This is a genomic window from Streptomyces sp. NPDC001843, from assembly GCF_042891955.1.
Taxonomy (GTDB): Bacteria; Actinomycetota; Actinomycetes; order Streptomycetales; family Streptomycetaceae; genus Streptomyces.
In genome coordinates this window covers 126413-147968 of sequence record NZ_JBIATQ010000001.1, presented here as the reverse complement: position 1 = coordinate 147968, position 21556 = coordinate 126413, and the positions used below count along the sequence as shown (strand labels likewise).

General features: G+C 71.5%; 23 protein-coding genes and 1 pseudogene. 14 read left to right on the top strand and 10 right to left on the bottom strand.

Annotated elements, in window-relative coordinates; all coding sequences use genetic code 11:
- Positions 1 to 81 precede the first annotated feature (81 nt).
- Positions 82 to 1533 (top strand): NCS1 family nucleobase:cation symporter-1, encoded by a 1452-nt coding sequence (locus tag ACFYZQ_RS00670; protein WP_389140104.1) that lies wholly within the window; start codon positions 82 to 84, stop codon positions 1531 to 1533.
- Positions 1534 to 1538: 5 nt separating this feature from the next.
- Entirely contained in the window at positions 1539 to 2261 is a 723-nt protein-coding gene (locus tag ACFYZQ_RS00665) for an aspartate/glutamate racemase family protein (protein WP_389140101.1), read from the top strand.
- On the opposite strand, the gene ACFYZQ_RS00660 is transcribed toward ACFYZQ_RS00665, so the two are convergent.
- On the bottom strand, positions 2262 to 2726 hold the full coding sequence (locus ACFYZQ_RS00660; protein WP_389140099.1) for a GNAT family N-acetyltransferase: 465 nt from the start codon (positions 2724 to 2726) through the stop codon (positions 2262 to 2264).
- On the bottom strand, positions 2723 to 3124 hold the full coding sequence (locus ACFYZQ_RS00655; RefSeq protein ID WP_389140096.1) for a RidA family protein: 402 nt from the start codon (positions 3122 to 3124) through the stop codon (positions 2723 to 2725). Before ACFYZQ_RS00655 ends, ACFYZQ_RS00660 begins: the two co-directional genes overlap by 4 nt.
- A gap of 186 nt (positions 3125 to 3310) precedes the next feature.
- Here ACFYZQ_RS00655 and ACFYZQ_RS00650 point away from each other — a divergent pair.
- Together ACFYZQ_RS00650 and ACFYZQ_RS00645 are read left to right on the top strand one after the other, a co-directional pair.
- A pseudogene (locus ACFYZQ_RS00650) lies at positions 3311 to 3610 on the top strand (nucleotide disphospho-sugar-binding domain-containing protein); the annotation flags it as partial.
- Positions 3611 to 3691: 81 nt separating this feature from the next.
- A complete protein-coding gene (locus tag ACFYZQ_RS00645; protein WP_389140093.1) occupies positions 3692 to 4231 on the top strand; it encodes a hypothetical protein in 540 nt (179 codons plus the stop codon).
- A gap of 1 nt (position 4232) precedes the next feature.
- On the opposite strand, the gene ACFYZQ_RS00640 is transcribed toward ACFYZQ_RS00645, so the two are convergent.
- Positions 4233 to 5207 (bottom strand): expansin EXLX1 family cellulose-binding protein, encoded by a 975-nt coding sequence (locus ACFYZQ_RS00640; RefSeq protein ID WP_389140090.1) that lies wholly within the window; start codon positions 5205 to 5207, stop codon positions 4233 to 4235.
- Between the two features lie 242 nt (positions 5208 to 5449).
- On the opposite strand from ACFYZQ_RS00640, the gene ACFYZQ_RS00635 reads away from it, so the two are divergent.
- The 5 genes from ACFYZQ_RS00635 (at position 5450) to ACFYZQ_RS00615 (ending at position 9954) form a co-directional block, all read left to right on the top strand.
- Complete coding sequence (locus ACFYZQ_RS00635) at positions 5450 to 6214, top strand: nucleotidyltransferase domain-containing protein (RefSeq protein WP_389140088.1); 765 nt, start codon at positions 5450 to 5452, stop codon at positions 6212 to 6214.
- Positions 6215 to 6247: 33 nt separating this feature from the next.
- Entirely contained in the window at positions 6248 to 6433 is a 186-nt protein-coding gene (locus ACFYZQ_RS00630; RefSeq protein ID WP_389141919.1) for a hypothetical protein, read from the top strand.
- 607 nt (positions 6434 to 7040) lie between these two features.
- Positions 7041 to 8918: an FUSC family protein gene (locus ACFYZQ_RS00625; RefSeq protein ID WP_389140085.1), complete on the top strand. Its 1878-nt coding sequence runs from the start codon at positions 7041 to 7043 to the stop codon at positions 8916 to 8918.
- Positions 8919 to 9082: 164 nt separating this feature from the next.
- Complete coding sequence (locus ACFYZQ_RS00620; protein ID WP_389140082.1) at positions 9083 to 9541, top strand: hypothetical protein; 459 nt, start codon at positions 9083 to 9085, stop codon at positions 9539 to 9541.
- A 236-nt stretch (positions 9542 to 9777) separates the two neighbouring features.
- The gene (locus tag ACFYZQ_RS00615; protein WP_389140079.1) at positions 9778 to 9954 is read left to right on the top strand and encodes a hypothetical protein; all 177 of its coding nucleotides are present in this window, start codon (positions 9778 to 9780) and stop codon (positions 9952 to 9954) included.
- A 6-nt stretch (positions 9955 to 9960) separates the two neighbouring features.
- Here ACFYZQ_RS00615 and ACFYZQ_RS00610 read toward each other — a convergent pair whose 3' ends face one another.
- The 3 genes from ACFYZQ_RS00610 to ACFYZQ_RS00600 form a co-directional block, all read right to left on the bottom strand.
- The gene (locus ACFYZQ_RS00610) at positions 9961 to 11823 is read right to left on the bottom strand and encodes an ABC transporter ATP-binding protein (RefSeq protein WP_389141825.1); all 1863 of its coding nucleotides are present in this window, start codon (positions 11821 to 11823) and stop codon (positions 9961 to 9963) included.
- Between the two features lie 675 nt (positions 11824 to 12498).
- On the bottom strand, positions 12499 to 12906 hold the full coding sequence (locus ACFYZQ_RS00605) for a hypothetical protein (RefSeq protein ID WP_389141823.1): 408 nt from the start codon (positions 12904 to 12906) through the stop codon (positions 12499 to 12501).
- Between the two features lie 26 nt (positions 12907 to 12932).
- The gene (locus ACFYZQ_RS00600) at positions 12933 to 13643 is read right to left on the bottom strand and encodes an ATP-binding protein (RefSeq protein WP_389140076.1); all 711 of its coding nucleotides are present in this window, start codon (positions 13641 to 13643) and stop codon (positions 12933 to 12935) included.
- Positions 13644 to 13874: 231 nt separating this feature from the next.
- On the opposite strand from ACFYZQ_RS00600, the gene ACFYZQ_RS00595 reads away from it, so the two are divergent.
- From ACFYZQ_RS00595 to ACFYZQ_RS00585, 3 genes are all read left to right on the top strand, one after another.
- A complete protein-coding gene (locus tag ACFYZQ_RS00595; RefSeq protein WP_389140074.1) occupies positions 13875 to 14735 on the top strand; it encodes a helix-turn-helix domain-containing protein in 861 nt (286 codons plus the stop codon).
- On the top strand, positions 14736 to 14990 hold the full coding sequence (locus tag ACFYZQ_RS00590; RefSeq protein ID WP_388070964.1) for a DUF397 domain-containing protein: 255 nt from the start codon (positions 14736 to 14738) through the stop codon (positions 14988 to 14990). It abuts the gene before it with no gap.
- A gap of 97 nt (positions 14991 to 15087) precedes the next feature.
- Positions 15088 to 15900, top strand: a complete 813-nt coding sequence (locus ACFYZQ_RS00585; RefSeq protein ID WP_389140071.1) for an SAM-dependent methyltransferase — start codon at positions 15088 to 15090, stop codon at positions 15898 to 15900.
- A 13-nt stretch (positions 15901 to 15913) separates the two neighbouring features.
- On the opposite strand, the gene ACFYZQ_RS00580 is transcribed toward ACFYZQ_RS00585, so the two are convergent.
- Positions 15914 to 17341: a PLP-dependent aminotransferase family protein gene (locus ACFYZQ_RS00580; protein ID WP_389140069.1), complete on the bottom strand. Its 1428-nt coding sequence runs from the start codon at positions 17339 to 17341 to the stop codon at positions 15914 to 15916.
- A 47-nt stretch (positions 17342 to 17388) separates the two neighbouring features.
- Here ACFYZQ_RS00580 and ACFYZQ_RS00575 point away from each other — a divergent pair, with 47 nt between their 5' ends.
- Positions 17389 to 17868: a carboxymuconolactone decarboxylase family protein gene (locus tag ACFYZQ_RS00575; RefSeq protein WP_389140066.1), complete on the top strand. Its 480-nt coding sequence runs from the start codon at positions 17389 to 17391 to the stop codon at positions 17866 to 17868.
- 52 nt (positions 17869 to 17920) lie between these two features.
- Here ACFYZQ_RS00575 and ACFYZQ_RS00570 read toward each other — a convergent pair whose 3' ends face one another.
- The 3 genes from ACFYZQ_RS00570 to ACFYZQ_RS00560 all read right to left on the bottom strand — a co-directional run bounded on the left by ACFYZQ_RS00570 (position 17921) and on the right by ACFYZQ_RS00560 (position 20848).
- Positions 17921 to 19408 (bottom strand): glutamate synthase subunit beta, encoded by a 1488-nt coding sequence (locus ACFYZQ_RS00570; RefSeq protein WP_389140063.1) that lies wholly within the window; start codon positions 19406 to 19408, stop codon positions 17921 to 17923.
- Between the two features lie 170 nt (positions 19409 to 19578).
- Positions 19579 to 20058 (bottom strand): DUF1772 domain-containing protein, encoded by a 480-nt coding sequence (locus ACFYZQ_RS00565; protein WP_389140060.1) that lies wholly within the window; start codon positions 20056 to 20058, stop codon positions 19579 to 19581.
- Positions 20059 to 20152: 94 nt separating this feature from the next.
- Entirely contained in the window at positions 20153 to 20848 is a 696-nt protein-coding gene (locus ACFYZQ_RS00560; protein WP_389140057.1) for a DUF2293 domain-containing protein, read from the bottom strand.
- 62 nt (positions 20849 to 20910) lie between these two features.
- On the opposite strand from ACFYZQ_RS00560, the gene ACFYZQ_RS00555 reads away from it, so the two are divergent.
- Positions 20911 to 21552: a uridine kinase gene (locus ACFYZQ_RS00555; protein ID WP_389140055.1), complete on the top strand. Its 642-nt coding sequence runs from the start codon at positions 20911 to 20913 to the stop codon at positions 21550 to 21552.
- The last annotated feature ends 4 nt before the right edge of the window (positions 21553 to 21556 follow it).

Genomic DNA, 21556 nt, shown 5'->3' with positions numbered 1-21556 from the left:
ACAGCAGTTTGGTATACCAAACGGTCCGGCAAGCCACCCCCCGAGCAGTCCTCCTCCGCCCCTCGTCCATGGAGGCACCCCGTGTCCCTCGCCGACCGTGCCGAAGTCACCGGCACACCAGCGTTTGTCCCCGATCCCCGGCTCACCAACGACGACCTCGCGCCAGCGGCCAAGCGTTCCTGGAAGGTCTTCGACCTCTTCGCCATGTGGATGTCGGACGTCCACAACCTCGGCAACTACACCTTCGCCGCCGGGCTGCTCTTCCTCGGCATGAACGTCTGGCAGATCTTCACGTCGCTGCTGGCCGGCTTCGTGATCATCTATCTGGGGATGAACATGATGGGCCGTATCGGCCAGCGCACCGGCGTGCCCTTCCCGGTCGTCAGCCGTATCGCCTTCGGTGTCTGGGGCGCCAACATACCCGCCCTGATCAGGGCCGTCATCGCCATCATGTGGTACGGCATCCAGACCTACCTCGCCTCCGTCGCCGTCAACGTGATGCTGCTGGCGGCCTGGCCGGGCCTGAAGTCGTGGACACACAGTTCCTTCCTCGGCCTGGACGCGCTCGGGTGGATCTCCTTCGTGGCGCTCTGGATCGTCCAGGCCCTGATCATCAGCCGGGGCATGGAGTCGGTGCGGAAGTTCCAGGACTTCTGCGGCCCGGCCATCTGGGTCGTGATGATCGCGCTCGCGGTCTGGATCCTCGCCAAGGCTGACTGGACCATCGCGCTCACCTCCACCCCGCACCCGGTGTCCGTCGGCGAGCAATGGCGCCAGTGGTTCGGCGCGGTCGGCCTGGTCCTGGCCACCTACGGCACGCTGATGCTCAACTTCTGCGACTTCTCGCGCTTCGCACCCGACTACAGGACGGTCAAGCGGGGCAACTTCTGGGGCCTGCCGGTCAACTCCACGGCCTTTGTGATCGTGTCGGTGATCGTCACGGCGGGCGCGTACCAGGTGTTCGGCAAGGAGATCACCGACCCGGCCTACCTCGTGGCCGAGATCGGTAACAAGTGGGTTCTGGTGATCGGCGCGCTGACCTTCGCCGTGGCCACCATGGGCGTCAACATCGTCGCGAACTTCGTCTCCCCGGCGTACGACCTGGCGAACGTCTGGCCGCAGAAGATCACCTTCAAGGTCGGCGGCATGATCAGCACGGTGGCCGCGCTGGTCGTCACCCCCTGGAACCTGTTCTCCAACCCCACCGTCGTGAACTACTTCCTCGGTGGCCTCGGCGCCTTCCTCGGCCCGCTGTTCGGCGTGATCATGGTCGACTACTACTGGGTGAAGCGCGGCCGGGTCGACGTCCACGCCCTCTTCGATGCCGCTCCCGGTTCCCGCTACCACTACCGCAAGGGTGTCAACCCCAAGGCGCTGTGGGCGTTCCTGCCGTCGGCGGCGGTCGCCGCGGTGCTGGCGCTGGTGAAGACCTTCAGCGATGTGGCGCCGTACTCCTGGTTCATCGGCACGGCGCTGGCCGCCGGGCTGTACGCGGCGCTGTGCCGCGGCAAACGCACCGCCGAGGAGGGCTGACGGACGTGCGGATCGTCGTCACCAACTGCAACACCACGCAGGAGATGACAGAGGAGATCGTGCGAGGTGCCCGGGCCGCCGCCGACCCGGGCACCACCGTGACCGGGCTGACCCCCGCATGGGGACCCGAGTCCGCGGAGGGCTGGCTCGACAGCTACCTGTCCGCCGCGGCCGTCCTCGACGCGCTGCAGACGTACGAGGGCCCGCCCTACGACGCGGTCGTCCTGGCCGGGTTCGGGGAGCACGGGCGGGAGGGCGTCCGGGAACTGGTGGACGCGCCGGTCGTTGACATCACAGAGGCCGCGGCCCATCTGGCCTGCCTGCTGGGGCGGCGGTACGGCGTGGTCACCACGCTGGAGCGCTCCTGCGGGCAGATCGAGGACAGCCTGGAGAGCGCGGGGGTCGCGCGTAACTGCGCCGCGGTCGTCGGCACCGGACTGGGCGTCCTCCATCTCGGCGACGACGACGAACGCACGGCAGCCGCCTTCCTGGCGGCGGCCGAGCGGGCACGGGAGGCAGGGGCCGAGGTGTTGGTGCTCGGCTGTGCCGGAATGACGGGGTTGCAGCGCGTGGTGGGGGAGAAGCTCGGGCTCCCGGTCGTCGACGGCGTCGGGGCGGCGGTGAAACTGGCGGAGTCGCTGGTGTCGCTGGGCCTTACCACCAGCCGGGCGGGCAGTTACGGCAAGCCCCTGCCCAAGCGGCGGACTTGGGGCCGCGGGTCCGGCTGATCAAGGCCGCCACACATACCGCACGTCCGGCTCCCGTTCCTCGTTCCCACTGCCGTCCGTGAACTCCACGGCGGTGAAACCGTGCCGCTCGTAGAACCGGTGGGCCGGCTTGTTGACCTGGAAGGTCCACAACGTGAGCCCCTGCGGGCTGCGCTCCTTGGCCAGCGCGACGAACCGGTCCCCGATGCCCCGCCCGCGCCATTCCGGGGCGAGGTAGAGCTGGGACAGCAGCTCGTCCTGCAGCACCATCACTCCGACGATCCCACCACCGCCCCCCTCCTCGGCGACCCAGGTCTCCCGCAAGGGCACGACCACGTCCCGGAAGTACGCGCGCACCTCGTCGTCGGAACGCGGCCGGACCACCGTGGGCAGCGCGGCGGCGAAGGACCGCAGCCAGACATCGGCCGCGGCGGCGGCGTCGGAAGAGGCCGCCCGGCGCAGCACGACCGTCGCCCCGGCGCTCACTCGGGCACCACAGCGGTCGCCGTGATCTCCACGAGCTGCCCGGTGTACCCCAGGCAGGCCACTCCGATCAGCGTCGACGAGTGCGGCCCCGCACTGAGCCCGGAGGCCTCGACCACCTCCCACACTGCGGACAGCACGGACGGTTCACTGCTCACGACGTACACGTCGGTGGCCACCACGTGCCCCAGGTCGCTGCCCACCGCCGCCAGTTGCTCGCGCAGATTGCCGATCACCTGCTCGGCCTGCCGCACGGGATCCCCCGGCCCGACGACCTCCCCCTTCTCCTCCAGAGGCACCGCCCCGGCCAGGAACGCAAGCTTCGTGCCGGCCTCGACGACGGTGGCGTGCGAGTAGGTGGGGGGCGGGAAGAGACCGGGGGCGGTGACGCGCCGGATCATGGGCTGGACTCCTGGGTCGGGTGGTGGGCAACCACCCGATCATCCGGACCACCACCCCTCGACGCATCCCAATTTCCGGGCGCTGAGCAGTGGTTCGAGTCAAACGGGTGTTTCGGGACGACCCGCATCCGATCACGGACCGGACATAGCATCGACGATCTCGAGGCGGCCGCCCCGGACACCCGACCCGGTGTGGGCGGCAGCGGCGAAGGACTGCTGGCAGGCGTCCCCATGATCGTCGTACCACAGGGCGCCGAACAGTTCATGAACGCCGACCGGCTGGTGGATCTGGGTGTGGCCCGCCGCATCGACACCGCCGAAGCCACCGCCGACAGCCTGCGGGCAGCCCTGAGCGACCTGGTCGCCGACGAGGAGGTGGCCCGCCGCTCGGCACGGCTGCGCGCCGGCGCACGGGCCGAAGGGGGCACGTCACGCGCCGCCGACCTCATCGAGGACATGCTGGGGCCACAGAGCATCACGGAATGATCTCCAAATCTTCACACCTCTTTTTCGTGGCGTGTACATGCAGTTAACGTCGTCCCCCTGGAAGAACCTCAGGGGGACGACATGAACAACCCGTACTCGACGCCGCCCGCTTCGCGCCCCGTGGACGCCCGGCGCTGGTACAAGCGCAAGCGCGTATGGGCGGCGAGCCTGGTCGTGTTCGGTCTGGGCGCCATGGGCGGCACCCAGAGCGCGCAGGACGAGGTGAACGCGGCGAAGGCCGCCGCCGCCAAGCCGCGGCCGACGGTCACGGTGACGGCCACGGCGACCGTGACCGACATGCCGAAGGTCGCGCCCGCGCCCACGGTCACCAAGACGAAGACGGTGAAGAGACCCGGCCCGACCGTCACGGTCACGAAGACCGCGCGGAGCGTCTCCGGAACCGGTACCGGCCACAGCAGTAGCAGCAGTGGCAGAAGCAGCAGCGGGAGCGGCGGCGGCACCGCCACCGGCACCTGCTCGATCACCTCCAACGCGGGCAACTGCTACCAGGCGGGCCAGTACTGCCGGAACAGCGACCACGGCGCCACGACGACGACCGCCGGCGGTACGAGCATCAGGTGCAGCTACAGCTCGGGCGCGTGGCGCTGGACCTACGCCTGAGTCAGTGCTGGGCGAACTGCACGCGGGTCGCCTGGACGGCGTCCGGGCGGACGGCGATGCCACTGACGGTCAGTTGCTCGCCGTAGATGTCGGTGAGCCGCAGCGGGCCGCCGCAGCCGGTGCCGTCCTCGGAGAGGAAGTAGTTGTAGGTCTCGCGGGTCAGCTGACGCCAGCCGCTGCCGGTGCTGACCTCCAGGCGGGCCAGCGGGTTGCGGTGGCCGAGGGCCTGGATGCCGCACCAGTTGGCGCTGGAGCCGGTCTTGTAGCGGATCGAGACCTTGTCGGAGGTGCTGGGGCTCAGCAGGCTCCAGGTGACCGAGATGCGGCCGGCGTTGAGGGCGGCGAGTTTCGCGAAGGCCTGCTCGCTCAGGTCCAGTTGGCCGACGGCGCACTCGGGGCACTCGTTGGTGACCCGCACCGTGACGGAGGCCCCGCCCGCGCGCACGCTGATGTACGCCCCGCACGCCTTGGCCGTCTCGTAGTCGGTGTGGTTCATCGCCGCGATCATCAGGTCGGACGTCGGGCCGTACGTACAGGCGCCGTTGCCGTCTCCCGCGGCGTAGTGCGTGGCGACACCGCTGTAGGTGACCCCGGGCTTGATGCGTCCCGCCAGTGGGGCCGTGCCGGAAGCCGGCCGCGCGTTCGCCACGGTGGTGTGGACGGGCGACGGCCGCGCCGAAGTGGTCGGTGCCTTGGCGGGTTTCGGGGTGGTCCTGGTGGCCGCCGGGGTCGGGGACGCCTCGGACCCCTTGGGTGCCTTGGACGGCTTCGGTTTCAGCTTCGGCGCCTTGGGCGGGACGCTCGTCGACCGGGTGCTCGCGGTGGGCGTGGCCGCAGCCCGCACCGTCTGGGGCTCGCCGTGCGGGCGGAACGCCATCACCAGGGAGACGACAAGTCCCACGGCGGCCACGGCGACGGCGGAGACCAGGGCCGTGCGTCGTCCGGGGGCGGGTCGGCGGTGGGGTGAGGATGCCACGGTGACTCCTTCGAGTCCTTCGAGTCCTCACGTAGTACGTGAGGACATGCGCTTCCGACTCACCAGTGGTCGCAGGGGCCACAAAGGTTGCCGGGATTTCAGCGGCGATCCGGTACGAGGAGAGAGCCCTCGGTGCTCACGTACGTGCCGAGAAGGCTCTCCATCTCTGGAACCATGCTGCCCGACGACGTCCCGCGCCCGAGGCCGCTCACGGATAACGCTCTTCACCACTGAGGATGAATGTGACCCCTGCCGACGAGACCTTCCTCGACTCCACCGCCGACCGCCTCGCCGCCCTCCCCGGCGTCCGGGCCGTCGCTCTCGGCGGCTCCCGGGCCCAGGGCACCCACCGCCCGGACAGCGACTGGGACCTGGCCGTCTACTACCGGGGTGCGTTCGACCCCGACGACCTGCGCGCCGTCGGCTGGGAGGGCGAGGTCTCCGAGGTCGGCGGGTGGGGCGGCGGTGTGTTCAACGGGGGTGCGTGGCTGACGATCGACGGGCGGCGGGTCGACGTGCACTACCGGGACCTCGACGTCGTCGAACACGAACTGGCCGAGTCGGAGGAGGGGCGGTTCCGGGTGGAGCCGCTGCTGTTCCACCTCGCGGGAATTCCCACGTACCTCGTGGTCGCCGAACTCGCCGTCAACCGGGTGCTGCGCGGGGAGCTGTCCAAGCCCGCCGGCTACCCGGACAAGCTCCGGCGCACGGCCCCCGAGCGCTGGTACGGCACCGCCCGGGCCGGCCTTTCCTACGCGCAGGCCAACCACGCCCCGGCGGGCCGTCTCACCGAGGTCGCCGGGGCCGTGGCCCTGGCCGCCGTACAGGCCGGGCACGCGGTGCTCGCGGGGCGGGGCGAGTGGGTGACGAACGAGAAGCGGCTGCTGGAGCGGGCCGGCCTGCGCGGGATCGACGAGGTGCTCGGCGCACTGCGCCCCGACCCCGAGGCCCTCCGCGACGCCGTACGCGCGGCCGAGGCGCTCCTCGTCCCCGAACAATGCCTTTGAATACCGGCAGATGACCTTGTCAACGTCCCTGCCGTGGCGAAACTCAATCAGATCATCGCAGTCGAGGAGGGCGTGAAGTCCAAGGCCCACCAGGACCTCACGGCCGCTCACCACGGCCTGCAGAAGCGGTACTGGACCACCGTGAAGTTCTCGGGGCCCTCCCGGTCCGGCGCGTCAACGAGATCCTCGACCGCGTCGAGAAACTGCGGCAGGCCGTGAAGTTCGCCCGTGAGGAGGCGAACGGCGTCGACGTCGTCGACCAGCGAGTCGGCGACGCCGTGTTCGGTTACCTGTTCGGGTAACCTCGAAGACTCCCTGGCCCATCGCGGCCGAGGTGCGCGAGGAGCGCAAGCTGAAGCTGAGGCTTGTCGTGATGAGCGGTCCGTACCCGCCAAAGAACCCAGGGACGGATTCGCGTTTCAATCTCAGACTCTCGCTCCAGACTCAGCATTCGCCGCCGATCGCCGGATCGACCGGGCCCGGGCCCCAGCACGTCGAAATGCAGGTTCAAGTCCTGCCCGCGCAGCTCGGTGCGCGGTGGTCCAAAGGCAGGACGCGGCGACATAACGACTGATCTGGGCTCTCAAGCGTGCCGGCGTGCCGATATGGGCGGCATTCCAGGGCCCGGGGGCAGGCTACGCCCTCGGGCCCGCTCACGTGCGCCGCGGAATTGCGTTCATAAAGAACTCGGTCCTCTGGTCATCCGTCACCCGGGCGAAACACATACGCTCCGTCCCGTCCGGGAACACGTTTAGGCTTGAAGCACCGAGCAGCCCGGCCACCGTCGCCCGAAGGCGCACCCCGCCCTCGTCCGCACAGGAGCCCAGTGACCCGCGTCCTCCCCGTCCTGCCCCCGTGGCTCGCCCACGCCTTCCGAGCGCAGGGCGGGCCCGTTCCCTGGAGCGCGGTCACGCGGGGTGCGCTGGCCGCCGGTCCCCTGCTCCTCCTCGCCGTGCTCACCGACCGGATCCCCCTCGGAATCCTCGCCGCCATCGGCGCCATGCTCGCCGGGACCAACGACCGGCCGGGCAGCCGACGCGCCTCGGTGAAGCGTCTCGGGATGCCCGCGCTGGCCGGGTCGGTGGGGCTGCTGGTGGGGACGTACGGCGGGCAGCACCTGGCAGCCGTCCCACTGACCCTGCTGCTCACCGGGCTCGGCCTGGTCGCGGGCGGCGCGGTCGCCGTCGGGCCCGCGGCCAGCGCCGCCGGTTCGCAACTGCTGGTCGGCGCCGCCGTCGGCGCCGGGATGCCGCTGCCCGCACCGGGATGGCTGCGGGCACTCGCCTTCCTCGCCGGGGCGGGGTGGCTGCTCGCGCTACGGCTGGCGCTGCCCACACCCGGCTCCCTCGCCGGCGACTTCCGTTTCGACGGGGAGCGGGACGCCGTCGCCGGGGTGTACGACGCGATCGCCGAGCTGCTCGACGCCGTGGGCACCGACGCCGCCCTGGCCCGCCGGGCCGCGCTGACCGCCGCCCTCGACCACGCGCAGGACGCCCTCGCCGGACCCCGGCTGCGCCGCCACGCCAGCTCCGCGACCGAACGCCGGCTGCACGCCCAGTACGCCGCCGCCCTGCCCCTCGCCGAGGCCGCGACCGCCCTCGCCTGGGCCGGGGAGGCCGCCGACGAGCGGGCCTCGGAAGGACCCCGGCGGCTCGCCGCCGCCGTACGCGGCAACAACGCCACCGGCCCGCTGCCCGCGCCCCACAGGTCCGCGCCCGCGCTGCGCGCCCTCGACGACGCCCTGCTGCGCGCCGCCGAGACCTTCGACCGGGCCGATGACGCACAGCAGCGGCTGCACACCCGGCGCCGCACCTCCAAGGACCTCCTCCGTGCCGCCCTGGGGAGCGGCGGCCGGGAGTACGGCCTCAGGATCGCGCTCTGCTTCGGAGCCAGCGCGGCCATCGCCCAGGCCCTGCGCACCGCGCACTGGCACGGGCACCAGTACTGGTACTGGCTGCCCGTCACGGCCGTGTGGCTCGTCAAGCCCGACCTCGGACCGCTCGCGTCCAGGGTGCTGTCCCGGGCCGCGGGAACCGTGCTGGGCGCCCTCGTCTTCGCCGGCTTCGCCGCCATACTGCCCCGGCCCGAGGGACTCGTCGCCCTCGTGACCGTCTGCGGGGCGCTCGTCCCCGTCGCCGCCCGGCACTTCGCCGCCCAGACCGCCGTCGTCACCCTGCTCGTCCTCGCCCTCGTCATGGTCGGCGGGGAGCCGCAGGCCTCCGTCAGCCGGATCGGGGAGACGCTGCTGGCCTGCGCGATCGTGCTGATCGTCGGGCATCTGCCGATGCCGGGGGCGCGTGGCGCGGGCGTACGGCAGCGGCTGGCGGCGGCCGGGGACGCCGCGCAGGCCTACCTCGCCCATGTACTGAGCGAGTCCGACGACCGCGCCGAACGGTGGGCCCTGCGCCGCGACGCCTACCGCACCCTCGCCGAGGCCCGCACCGCCATCGCCGTCTCCGCCGCCGAACTGCCGGCCCTCGCCCGGCACACGGAAGGCACGGACTCCGTCGCCGCCATGCTCGAACGGCTCGTCGACACGACTACCGCGTCCGCGGTGCACCTCGACGACGCGGGGCACCTGACCCCGCACCAGATCAGCCTGCTCACCGAGCTCGTCGGCGAGCTGGAGCGAGAGCGCGAGCGGCTGGGGCTGCGGGCCACGCACTCCCGTCCGGTGCATTTCGTGACCCACACGGGTGATTAATCGTATTGATTGCGAAACCGGGCGCGGCACCCGTGGAATTGCTGATTCCGATCCGAGTGACACTCACCGAAAAGGGAGCAAGCGTGAAATCAGCACACAGGGTCCCACGGCGTCTCGACGGCCGGTCCAAGGGCTTCACATGGACGGCAAGAGGTCTTGCGGCGGTGGCCGGATCCGTGATCGCGGGGGTTCTCGCCACCTCTCCTGCGGCCGCCCTCGCTTCGGCCGGATCGGCCACCCCGGCCCCGCCGAACACGAGCAACTCGACGGCCGCGGAAACAGCCGTCAAGGGGCAGAACGATCCCCATGAGAACGGGGAGCAGAGGATCGTCCGGGCCGTCGTGAGAAGCGACGGAAGCCTCGTCCCCGGGCAGAGCTCCGGTGCCGTGTCGTCGACCAGGATCGCCGTCGGCACCTACCAGGTCTGCTTCAACACACCGATCGCCAACGGCACCTACGTCGCCACCATCGGCCTTCCCGGCAGCGCCATGTCGTCACCGCCCGGTGAGATCACCGTCGTGGGCCGGTGGGCCACCAACAACTGCCTGTTCATCCAGACGTACAACTCGATGGGAGTGCTGGCGGACCGCAGCTTCCACGTGGTCGTGGCGTACCGCCACTGAAGATGACGACTTCGACGGCCGGCCCGTCCACGACCACTCGTGGGCGGGTGCCGTCCATCTGTCGTTCGTCGTATTGAATCCGTCACTTACGGTGCCTTTGGTGTCGCATAGTGAACGGAATCTCACCTACCGCAGTGAACGGGTGTCAACAATGTCTCAGTACCGTCACTGAGCGAGGCCGTTTCCCATTCCAGGGCGTTTACTCCTACAGGTATGACGCTTTCTGGAGGTGCGAGATGGTGAACGGGCGAACGGTGCTCGAACGCTTTCCCGCCGGTGGACCGCGGGGATCGTGGCCGGCCGAGGAGTTCGCGCACGCGCGGCGCCTCGAAGGGCTGCCCGCCGAGGTCGTCATGGACCTCGCGACCGACACGTTCCTGGTGATCGTGCGGGGTTCCGCCGGCGTCGAGTGAGCGGGCTCAGCCCGCCTTCGGGGCGGGCAGCTTCGCCGTGAACTGCTCCGCCTGGAGCGCGTACAGCTCCGCGTAGAGGCCGCCGGTGGCCAGCAGCTCCTCGGGGGTCCCGGACTCCACGAGCCGGCCCTGGTCGAGGACGTGCACCAGGTCCGCGTGCCGTACCGAGGCCAGCCGGTGGGTGATCAGCACGACCGTCTGACCGCTGCCCGCCAGCGCCCGGATCCGGTCGAAGACCTCCAGCTCGGCCCGGGCGTCAAGGGCCGCGGTCGGCTCGTCCACGATCAGGATCCGCCCGCGCCGGTACGCGGCCCGGGCGATGCCCAGGCGCTGCCACTGGCCGCCGGAGAGCTGGTGCCCCCCGCTGAAGTGACGGGCCAGCAGGGTGTCCAGGCCGTGCGGCAGGTCCGCGACCACCTCCTGCGCGCCCGCCTCGTCGATCGCGTCGGCCAGGCACTCCTCGGTGAGGGGCACCGCGGAACGGCCGATGGCGATGTTGACCCGCGCGGTGAACGGCCAGCGCTTGAAGTCCTGCGCCACCATCGCGATGCGCTCGGCCAGCTGGTGCCGGTCGGCCCGCGCCGCGTCCACACCGTCCCACAGGATCCGGCCCCGGTCCGGCTTGTACAGGCCGGCGAGCAGCTTGACCAGGGTCGTCTTGCCCGAGCCGTTCTCACCCACCAGCGCCACGATCCGGCCCAGCGGGAGGGTGAGCGTGACGTCGTCGAGGGCGGGGTGGGTGGAGTCGCCCGGGTAGCGGAAGGTGACGTTCTCGAAGCGGACCTCGCGCGGGTCCTCGGGCAGCGTCTCCCCGCCGACCGGGATCGCGCGCTCGGCCGCCTCGGTGTACAGCCGCTGCAGATCACCCACGAACAGCGCCTCCTCGTGCAGGGTGTTGACCTCCAGCACCAGCGTGTCGAGGCTCGCGGAGCCGGTGCGGATCGCGATCACGGCGGTGCCCGCCACGGACAGCGCCATCGTCCCCGACAGCAGCAGGGCGCCCAGCGTCGCGTACGTCGCCACGGTCGCCAGGCCCGTCCAGGCCGCCGCGATCAGACCGGTGCGGGCCGCCAGCCGGGCCAGCCGCGCCTGCTCCGCCTCCGCGGTCTCCGACATCGCCCGGAAATGCCGGAGCAGGAACGGGCCGACACCGTGCACACGGATCTCCGGCGCGGCCTCCGGCTCGGTGAGCAGACCGCTGATCAGATGACCGGCGCGGGCGTGCTGCACCCAGGTGTGGAAGGACTCGTAGCGACGCCGGGCGTTGGTCAGCGCGCCCCAGGCGCTCGGCAGGGTCATGGTGATCAGCAGCGGCAGCAGAGCCGGATGGAGCACGGTGAGCACACCGGCCGCCGCTACCAGCGAGATCAGCGCGTTGATCACACGAGTGCCGTACATGATCATGCGCCGCGCGGACGAGGCCCCGTACTGGGCGGTGTCCAGCAGCTTGTGGAAGGCGTGATCCTCGATGGCGGCCAGTTCCACGCCCGCCGCCCGCTCCAGATACCGCTCGGTCGCCACCCGCTCCACCTTCGGCTCCAGCCGGCCGGTGGCGTAGGTCGAAGCGGCCCCGAGCAGCGTGGCGACCAGCGCCACCGAGGCCATGGCGACCAGGGCGGGGGCGGCGCCGCGCAGCCGGTCCTCCAGGGGGCCGCCGCCGATCAGCCGGCCCAGCACGCTGTTCACCGCCAGCAGGCTCACCGCCTGGGCCACACCCCGGCCCGCCTCGGCGGCCAGCACCGTCCGGGCCGCGCTCCGGTCCGCCTCCCGGGCCAGCCGGAAGCTGGACGCGAGCATGCCGGGCAGCCGGGTCACCATGGCCCGGAAGTCCAGCTCCAGGAAGGCGTCCGTGTGCTGGTTCCACCCCATGTCGTAGCGCAACGGCCCGCCGAACAGCAGCCGCTCCGACTCGGACACCTCGGGCCCCGCCGAGCCGCGCCTCTTCCCCACCGTGAACCTCCCCCGAGTCGGCCATGACCGACGGCCACTATCCCGGCACGACCGCCCACTAGGCAGGGCGCGAAACCGATTCACCGGGGGCGCGCGGGCGTACGAACCGTTTCCCAGCCCGCCCGACGTCCGAGCACAATGCCGTTCAGGTCGATCGGGAGTACGGCGACCCACCCCCTGACGGAGCGCGGGAGCCGAGCCTCATGAGGGGGGCTCCCGGCGGGGTGCGGGGGCGGAGCCCCACGGGGGCCCCGAGGGGAAGCCCTACGGTGGTTCAGAGGTGCAGCCCAGGTTTGGGTCCTGGGGCGAAGCCCTGCGGTGGTTCAGGGGTGCAGCCCAGGTTTGGGTCCTGGGGCGAAGCCCTGCGGTGGTTCAGGGGTGCAGGGGCGGAGCCCCGCGGGGTTCAGGGGGCGCAGCCCCCGCGGGGTCGAAGGGGCGGAGCTCCTGGGGACGGGAAAGGGTAGGGGCGGCGGGGGCGAAAACCCTCCCGAGCCGGCCCCGGCAGCGCAGCCCCGACCCGCAGGGCCGGCGATCCCGCACGGAACCGGCCCCACCAGACCGCCCCGGCAAGAACATCCGCGAACTCGCGGAGCGCTACGCGCTGATGGCCCCCGACCAGTCCGGTGCAGCCCCCACCACCCGGCACAACGCCAGGTACAGCGGTATCGGCGGAGTGTACGGAACCGTACCCTCCGGCCGGTGGATGAGCCGGGCGGCCCGGGGCACCGGCGCACCCGGCACGTACAGCCCGGGCGCGGGCCAGGCCAGGTCGTGGTCGGAGCCCGACGGAACGATCCACCACCACCGGTCGCCGTCGGTGTACACGCATCCCACACGCGGCAGCCGGGGCACGATCACCGGCCCGAAGCGGGCGGGCACGGCCACGGCGTCGCAGCCCAGCGGTGCCGTCATGCCCTCGGGCACGGGCAACCGCAGGGTGCCTCCCGCGTCCCCCGAGGGATCCTGCTCGCGCCTGATGCGCACCAGAGTGTCCAGGCCCATCGTCTGGCCCGGACCAGGGGCGCCGGTCACGGCCTTCCCCACGACCACGACCGGTCCCGCCCGCGCGGAATCCTCCCGAGGGCACCGGAGCCGTGGAGGGCCTTGGCCTCGTCCTCGTCCGAGCGGCGCTCGGAGTCGTGTCCCGAGTCACGCGGCGCGGCCGGCTTGGAACGGGTGCCCCAGCCCAGGTCACCCCGCGCCCCGTCCCCGTCCGCCTCGCCGGCCTCGTCCGCGTCGTCGTGCGACCCGTCCGCCTGCCGCGGCAGCTCGGCCCAGACCGTCAGACCCGGACCGTGCTCCTGGGCACCCCAGGCCCGGCACAGCGCGTCGACGAGAAGCAGCCCCCTCCCATGCTCCTCGTCGGGCCGCTGAGGGGACGGGTGCGGCTCACCGGGCGCACAACCCTCGTCGTGCACGGCTATGCGCACCGTGTCGTCGTGGTCGTGCAGCTCGCACACGACACGACTACTGGCGGTGTGCACTATGGCGTTGGTCACCAGCTCGGATATCACCAGAGCCGCGGTGTCGCAGGTGTCCGCGCAGACCGCCCAGCCGTTCAGCCGGGCACGCGCCAGACGTCTCGCCTGGGCGGGCGAACCGGGATGAGCGGCCAGCTCGAAGCGGAACCGGCGCCCGGAAGCGGCCCCGACCGGGGCGACTCCCGTGGCGGCACCAAGACCGAAACGGCCTGCGGCGGCGTCTGTTCCTAAAGGCGCGGACGGAATCACGCTTGCCACTATCGCCCCGCCATGAACACTTGGCAAGTGTCACTCTGAAAAATGCAGAGTGCTGTGTGACTCGGTCGGGCGCCGTGGCACACTGCACGCAACAGCACGTTGAGCGGCGCCAGTTGGGATCGGCGAGGATCCGAAAGATTCTCGAACGTGATTTCGAATGGCGCCGTAGGTCTGTCAGCATCTCTCCGCGTTCAGTCGCGTTGAGCCGTATTCGTCCATGGAGGTGGGCGTGTGAGCGAGCCGCGGTCCGCGCCGACGGTGGGCCAGGTCGTCCTCGGCCGACGCCTGCTGGACCTGCGAGAACGTGCCGGACTCAAGCGGGAGGAAGCCGCCCGCATCCTCCGCGTCGCCCCCGCCACCGTCCGCCGTATGGAGATGGCGGAGGTCGCCCTCAAGATCCCGTACCTGCAACTCCTGCTGAAGGCCTACGGCGTCGGCGACGAGGAGGCCGAGGCCTTCGTCCAACTGGCCGAGGACGCCAACAAGCCCGGCTGGTGGCAGCGGTTCCACGACATCCTGCCCGGCTGGTTCTCGATGTACGTCAGCCTCGAGGGCGCGGCGAGCCTGATCCGGTCCTACGAACCGCACTTCGTGCCCGGTCTGTTCCAGACCGAGGACTACGCGCGCGGGGTCCTGAAATCGGGCGCCATCGGCCAGACCCGGCCGGAGGACATCGAGCGGTACGTCGCACTGCGCATGGAGCGCCAGCAACTGCTCACCCGTTCCGACGCGCCCCGGTTCTGGGCCGTGATGGACGAGACCGTCCTGCGCCGCCCGGTCGGCGGACCTGAGGTGATGCGCGCGCAGATCGACAGACTGATCGAGGCCACGCAGCTGCCCAACGTGACGCTCCAGGTGGCCCCGTTCGCGAACGGGCCGCACCCCGGCACGTACGGGCCCTTCGTGCTGTTCCGATTCGCCATGCCCGAACTTCCGGACATGGTCTACAGCGAGTACCTGACCGGCGCCGTCTACCTGGACGCGCGCACCGAGGTGGCGACCCACCTCGAGGTCATGGACCGCATGGCGGCGCAGGCCGCTACTGCACAACGCACGAAGGAGATCCTCCGGGATCTCCGCAAGGAGCTCTGAATGGATCGCATCAAGCCGCGCAGTCACGTCTACAACGGCATGCCCGCGCGGGAGTTGGGCAGCGAAGGGTGGCACAAGCCCTGGAGCGGCGGCAACGGCGGGAACTGCCTGGAGGCGATGAAGCTCGCCGACGGCCGGATCGCCGTACGCCAGTCGACCGACCCCGACGGTCCGGCACTGATCTACACCACGGACGAGATGACGGCCTTCATCGAGGGCGCCAAGGCGGGGGAGGCCGATTTTCTGCTGTCCTGATGTCTGTTGATTATCTTTCTTGCTCAACTTCCCTATGTTGATACGACCTTGGTACGAACTTGATCATTCACCGCGTCAGACGCTTACGGAGTGCCTCATGACCGGGCAGGACCCCATGGCCGCCGTCCAGATCGACACCAGCAGGCCGCATCCCGCACGCATGTACGACTGGTATCTCGGCGGCAAGGACAACTACCCCGTCGACGAGGAGATGGGCCGGCAGATGCTGGCCCTGGACCCCAGGGTGCCGGTGATGGCCCGCGTCAACCGCGCGTTCATGCACCGTGCCACGCGCTGGCTGGCCCAGCAGGGCGTACGGCAGTTCCTGGACGTCGGCACCGGCATCCCGACCGAACCGAACCTCCACCAGATCGCCCAGGGGATCGCACCGGAATCCCGCGTCGTCTACTGCGACAACGACCCCATCGTGCTGGCCCACGCGGCGGCCCTGCTGCGCGGCACGGACGAGGGCGCCACGGAGTACCTGCAGGCCGACGTGCGCGACCCGGCCGCCATCATGGCGGGCGCCAAGCAGGTCCTGGACATGGACCGCCCCGTCGCGCTCTCGCTCGTCGCCCTGCTGCACTTCGTCTCCGACGAGGACGGTGCGCACGACCTGGTCGGCCGGCTGTTGTCCGAACTGCCCTCCGGCAGCTACCTGGTGATGACCCACGCCACCGCCGACTTCACCCCGGAGGAGTCCGCGGCGGCCATCGAGAAGCTCAAGGCGGCGGGCGTCACACTGGCGCTGCGTTCCCGCGAGGAGTTCACCCGCTTCTTCACCGGGCTCGAACTGGTCGACCCCGGCGTCGAGGTCGTCCACAAGTGGCATCCCGAGCTGGGCGACCCGGTCCCCGGGCAGGACGACGGGGTGATCCCGGGATACGGGGCGGTGGCCCGCAAGGCGTAGGTTCCGCCTTCCGTCACGGCGGCGGCAGTACGGCGCACAACGCGTCCACTGCCGCCGCGTACGCGTGTTCCGGCGGCGTCGCGTAGCCCACGACGAGGCCGTCGCGGGCGGCCATGTCCGTCTCCGGGTGCCGGAACGCGCCGAGCCCGTCCAGGGCCACGCCGTGCCAGGTCGCCGCCTTGACGGTGGACGCCTCGGTGCCGGGCGGCAGCCGCAGCACCGCGTGCAGCCCGGCCGCGACGCCGGTCACCCGGACGTGCGGGGCGTTCGCGGCGAGTGCCTCGACGAGGCGGTCCCGGCGGCGCCGGTAGCGCTGCCGCATACGCCGCACATGACGGTCGTACGAACCTGACACCACGAAGTCGGCCAGCGCCAGTTGCTCCGGGACGCTCGCCCACGCCTCGCGCTCGCCCTTGGCCGCGAGCACGGCGTCGACGTACCGCTCCGGCAGAACCATCCAGCCCAGCCGCAGCGCCGGCGACAGGCTCTTGCTGACCGAGCCGATGAGGATCACCCGTTCGGGGTCGAGGCCCTGGATCGCACCGACGGGCTTGCGGTCGTACCGGAACTCGCCGTCGTAGTCGTCCTCCAGGACCACCCCGTCACGCGCGCGTGCCCAGTCGACGACGGTGGCCCGGCGCTCGGCGTGCAGCGGCCCACCGGTGGGGAACTGGTGCGCGGGCGTGAGCAGCACGGCCCGCTCCCGCCCCAACCGGTCCACCAGGGCACCGCCTTCGTCGAGGGGGAGCGGCACGGTCCGCGCCCCGGCCGTCGCGAGCAGGTGCCGGTGGAACCCCAGCCCGTAGGCCTCCACCGCGAGCGGCCCGCGCAGCACACCGCCGCCGGCCCGCCCCTGCCCGAAGAGCAGCCGGAGCGCGTGCGCGAAACCGGAGCAGATCACGATCCGGCCCGGCTCGGTACGCACGCCACGCGCGCGTGCCAGATACTCCGCGAGCGCCTCCCGCAGTTCCGGCCGCCCGGCGGGATCACCCGGCCCGAACGCCTCGCTGGGCGCGGACTGGAGCGCTCTGCGGTACGACGCCGCCCAGGCCGCCCGCGGAAACGCCGACGCGTCCGGAGCGCCCTGCCGGAGGTCGTGCCGTGGCGCACGCGCGCGTGGAGGCGACTTCTTCGGCGTCCGCGCGGCGGCCCGCAGTGGCTCTGCGCGGTCCGCGACCCGGGTGCCCGAACCCTGACGCGCGGTCAGCCGGCCCTCCGCCACCAGCTCCGCGTAAGCGTCCGCGACCGTGTTGCGGGCCACGCCCAGGTCGGCGGCGAGCGAGCGGTACGGCGGCAGCCGCGTCCCCGGCGGCAGCCGCCCGTCGACCACGGCGTCCCGCAGCGCCGCGATCAGCGCCGCCCGGCGCCCGCCCGTTGCCGGCAGCTCCAGATGCAGGTCCACACCGATCCGCTGCGCGGAATTGACCCACGATTCCGTCATGGCAATGCACCCTACAAGAGGTCTTTCCGGCCCGTAGGTTGAAGGACATGACGACGCACACGAACGCCCGGGCCCGTACCCGCCTCGACTTCGCGAAGTCCGCCCCGAAGGCCTTCCGCGCCCTCATCGGCTTCGACGCCGCCGCCCGCGAGGGCCTCGACCCCGCCCTGGTCGAGCTGATCCAGATCCGCAGCTCCCACCTCAACCACTGCGCCTACTGCCTGCACATGCACACCAATGACGCCCGCAAGGCGGGCGAGAGCGAGGACCGGCTGCACATGGTCGCCGTGTGGCGCGAGGCCCGCCACTTCTTCACCGAGAGGGAGCAGGCGGCGCTCGCCCTCACGGAGGCGGTCACCCTGGTCGCCGACGGCGGTGTCCCCGACGACGTCTACGCCGAGGCGGCGGCCCGCTTCGACGAGACGGAACTGGCACACGTACTCGCCCTGATCTTCGCGATCAACACATGGAACCGGGTGGCCCTGTCCACGGCCAAGGTGGCCGGGACGGACGAACGGCGCCGCTGAACCACACGACGGCTCACACCAGCCTGTGGTTCACACCGACGTACGACTCGACTCACACCGTCATCGGCCGGTCGTACGGCGATATCGGCGCCGGCAGCCGCGAACTCCCCGTCAGATGGCGGTCGACGGCCGCCGCGACCGCACGCCCCTCCGCGATCGCCCACACGATCAGCGACTGCCCGCGCGCGGCGTCCCCGGCGGCGAACACACCGGGGACGCCGGTAGCGAAGCCGGCGTCCCGGGTGATCGTGCCGCGCGGCTCCAGTTCCAGCCCCAGCTGGTCCACCAGGCCGTCCTCGCGGTCGGGTCCGGAGAAACCGAGCGCGAGCAGGACGAGGTCGGCGGGGATGGCCCGTCCGGTGCCGGGCAGCGGCCGCCGCAGCGCGTCCACCTCGACCAGGTGCAGCGACCGCACGTGCCCGTCCGCGTCACCGGTGAAGCGCAGCGTCGACGCCGCGAACAGCCGGGCGTCGGCGTCCGCGACCGGTGCGGTCTCCAGATCGCGCGCCTCCTCGTGCGCGGCCGACATCCGGTAGATCTTCGGGTACGTCGGCCAGGGCTGGGTGAGCTCGTCGCGCTCGGCGCCCGGCTGGGCGTAGATGTCCAGCTGGGTGACCGACGCCGCCCCGTCCCGCACCGCCGTGCCCAGGCAGTCGGCGCCCGTGTCACCGCCGCCCACGATCACCACGTGCTTCCCGGCGGCCGACAGCGGCGACACCTCCAGGTCGCCCTCGCACACCCGGTTGGACAGCGGAAGGTACTCCATCGCCTGGTGTATCCCGGCCAACTCGCGGCCCGGCACGTCCAGTTCCCGCCAGGCCGTGGCCCCCGTGGCGATGACTACGGCGTCGTACCGCGCGCGCAGCTCGGCCGCGTCGACGTCCCGCCCGACCGCCGTGGACGTACGGAACTTGGTGCCCTCGGCACGCATCTGCTCCAGCCGCCGCTCCAGATGCCGCTTCTCCATCTTGAACTCGGGGATGCCGTAGCGCATCAGCCCGCCGAGCCGGTCGTCCCGCTCGTACACGGCGACGGTGTGCCCGGCCCGCGTCAGCTGCTGGGCCGCCGCCAGCCCCGTCGGACCCGAGCCGATCACCGCGACGGTCCGCCCGGACAGCCGCTCCGGAGGCCGCGGCGGCGCGAAACCCTCCTCCCAGGCCCGGTCGGCGATCGCACACTCGACGTTCTTGATCGTGACAGCCGGCTGGTTGATCGCCAGCACACAACCCGACTCGCAGGGCGCCGGGCACAGGCGCCCGGTGAACTCGGGGAAGTTGTTCGTGGCGTGCAGCCGGTCGCTCGCCGCCCGCCAGTCCTCGCGCGAGACCAGGTCGTTCCACTCGGGGATGAGGTTTCCCAGCGGGCACGCCTCGTGACAGAAGGGGACACCACAGTCCATGCAACGGTCGGCCTGTCTGCTGATGATGGGCAGCAGGGCACCGGGGACGTACACCTCGTCCCAGTCCTGGACACGCTCCGCGACCGGCCTGCGCGGCCACTCCTGGCGGGGCGTCTTCATGAAACCCTTGGGATCGGCCATGGCCGTCTTCCTTGCTCGGGCGTTAGGACAGGCCGTGCGTCATCGGGCGGCACACTCTTTCGGCCACTTTACGTCCCCTCCATGTCACCCGCAGAGGGGGAGGACAGCGCTTTCTCCCTGGCTTCCTCAGGCAGACGCCAGACTTCTCCGAGGCCGTCCCGAGACCTCCCTCAGGTGAGAGCCAGCGCGTACACGAGTGCGGCGGCGGCCGAGGCGACCGCGCGCAGGTGGTTCCAGAAGGTCCACTCGCGTATGTACGCCGGCCAGTACGCGGCGGCCTCCGCGGTCCCCGGATCCAGCCGCTGCAGCGTCTCGTTGCGCGGCACGTTCGCGACGACGGTCAGTCCGAAGGCGCCGAACAGATACAGCGCGCTGCCCAGCAGCAGTTCCACCTTCCCGTCGTTGGGCCACAGCACGAAGGTCACCACGGCGATCACGGCACACAGTACGGCCGACCCCAGGAAGAGGATCATGAAAGCCGGTGCCACCGCCGCCACGTTGATCGCGTTCATCGCGGCGACCCCCTGCGCGGGCGGCAGCGCGGCCAGCCCTCGCATCACAAACGTCGAGAACCCGCAGAAGACCCCGGCCACCAGCCCGGTCGCCAGCACACCCAGCACGACCAGTACCAGGTAAGGCCCGTCGTTCATGCTCCAACCACCTCCTGTCCCGAACCGCTCGCCGTCGCCGCCCGGCCACCACGACCGCCGCCCGCCACCGGTCGGCCCGGCGGCTCTTCCCATCTCATCCGACATCGATCCCGGCCGCGCGCCATCCGCGCAGCACCGTCTCCACGGCCGCCGAGATCCGCCGCCGCGCCTCATGGCGCGGAACCCCGCTCATCAGCAGCCGGTCGTACGGCGTGTCCAGGTGCCGTACGGACGCCGTGACCGCCGAGACCACCGCCCCCTCGGTCAGCGCCCGCCCGACCGCACTCCGCCCGACCCGCCCGCTGCCGCGCACGGAGGCGTGCACGGCGATCGCCCGGGCCCGCTCGGCCGGGCATCCCGGAAACAACCGCAGGATCCGAGCCGCGAAGGCCTCGGCGAACCGAGTGTCCTCCACCGCCCTGCGCCGCGCGTCCCGCGCCCGGCGCCGCCGCCGCGCCTCCGCGTCCGCCAGGCACCGCTCCTCGGCCCGCGCCAGCGCCTCCTCCTCCACGAGGACACCCTGCCGCTCGTACCGGCTCTTGCGCCGGTTGTAGCGCACCACCACAGCGGACAGCGTGCTCTCCTCACGCGACCTGCGCGTCAGCGCGGTGTCGCCGCGCGGCAGGAACACCAGGTGCCCGAGGTCGGCGCAGTCGAGGCAGCGCGGCACGCCCTCCTCCAGTACGAGCAGCGGCATCGGCCCCCGCCGGCACGCGGCGCAGTGCTTGCGCCTCAGGGGCTGGATGACGAGAAGTCCGCGGCCGGGCGGGACGGTTGCGAGTCGGACCATATCCGCTTCCTTCCCGCTGCGGTCCGGGCTGCCACGTCGTCGAGGTGGGACCTCGCGGCATCATGGGGCCTGTGCGACTCGAAGCGATCACCTGGGAACGGCTCGGTGAGCTGCTCGCCGACCGACTGGCCGAGCTGAAGCCCTCCGACGGCGGCCCCTGGACACGCGTCGCCTTCGACGGGGCTCCGGCGGCCCGCCCGGTGGACCTCGCCGAACGTGTCGGGGAGGCCCTGCGGGTGCGCGGCCGCCCCTCGCTGGTGGTGGGGACCGAGGGCTTCCTGCGCCCGGCCTCGCTCCGGCTGGAGCACGGCCGGAGGGACGTGGAGTCCTATTACGGCGGCTGGCTCGACACCGGCGCCCTGTGGCGCGAGGTCTTCGGCCCACTGGAACCGGGCGGCACCGGCCGTGTCCTGCCCGATCTGTGGGACCCGGCAACCGACCGCGCCACCCGCAGTACCCACGTCCAGCTCCCGCCCGGCGGTCTTCTGCTGCTGCACGGCCCCCTCCTCCTGCGGCACTGGTTCCCCTTCGACCTGACCGTCCACGTCCTCCTCTCGCCGGGCGCCCTGCGCCGACGCACCCCCGAGGCCGACCACTGGACGCTCCCCGCCTTCGAGCGCTACACGGCCGAGACCGACCCCGTCGGGACGGCCGACGTGCTGGTACGCGCCGACGACCCCAGACATCCGGCGTGGAACGGCTGACCCG